The following is a 997-nucleotide window of genomic DNA, read 5'->3' on the forward strand; positions in this document are numbered from 1 at the left end:
AATGAACCGCCCTGTGCGGAGCCGCATGCAGGGTGGTGTGGGGGCTGGAGGTTAGATACCTCCGGCTACCCGATTAGGGTTTAGCCATGTGAGCTACTATTACGTTGAGAGCCTTCTTGTACACACGCTTTGAAATTACCCATTGAAATTTCTTTTGCATGAATCTCCAAGCCCCCCGCATTTTTATAAGTTGTATAATCTTTATTTGGCATTTTTGTTGACACATACCAATCGTTACCATCCATATTTTCTGAACATGAACCTGGGAATGTTAATGTAAAAGTATGCCGCAAAAAGCATTTATTTGCGGTTTGAATATAAGTATCTTCAGTTTTTACGGTATCGCCCTTAGAACCAAAAATTTGCGTGATCGTAACTTCCGTTGAAGGTCCATCAATACCGCCTTCATGCTTATTGATGAAAAAATTCCAGTTACTTTTCAGCTTACTATTTCCCAATATAAAACTATCACACTTTGAAATTCCGTAGTCATGAAACCACTTCAATAGAGTCTGATCATCGTTTGCCAAAACGGGATTAGCTAACGTAATTCCAAAAGAAAGTGCTGACGCGATTACTAGTTTTGTTTTCATCTATTTTACTCCTTGAATTTTTAGATGAGCTACTTTGTTATATTGAACCCTAACAGCGTTTTAGCGAGAATGCCGATAAACACCCTGAGGCACTCTTCGAAAATCCATTTACACCACTGCTTTAATTGTTAATGATTTTAGTAACTTATCAGCATAATTACCTTAAATCAATTACATTTTAATCAGTGTGAAACCGATAATTTAGATAACCGAGAATAGCTGCTTCTCGTTATGCATATTTAAAATTAATTTATTGCCATAATATTCAACAAGTTAGGTTTTAACAAGATAAAACCGTGAATGAAAATGCATGACATAACGAGAAGTGACATAATACATAGCCACCCATTATTTTGAAGTTATAACATAACGCCTTTCATTTTGAGTTGCCAACACCAACATTC

The 997-nt window shown here is 36.5% G+C and carries 1 protein-coding gene; it reads right to left on the reverse strand.

Annotation, left to right across the window (positions count from 1 at the left end; genetic code table 11):
* Positions 1–80 precede the first annotated feature (80 nt).
* Entirely contained in the window at positions 81–593 is a 513-nt protein-coding gene (locus Q4546_RS19140) for a hypothetical protein (RefSeq protein WP_303446855.1), read from the reverse strand.
* Between the last annotated feature and the right edge of the window lie 404 nt (positions 594–997).

Source organism: Shewanella sp. 4_MG-2023 (genome assembly GCF_030548015.1).
Taxonomy (GTDB): Bacteria; Pseudomonadota; Gammaproteobacteria; order Enterobacterales; family Shewanellaceae; genus Shewanella.

Coding starts and splice junctions, on each gene's coding strand:
- Q4546_RS19140 (WP_303446855.1), bottom strand. CDS start 593: ATGAAAACAAAACTAGTAATCGCGTCAGCACTTTCTTTTGGAATTACG.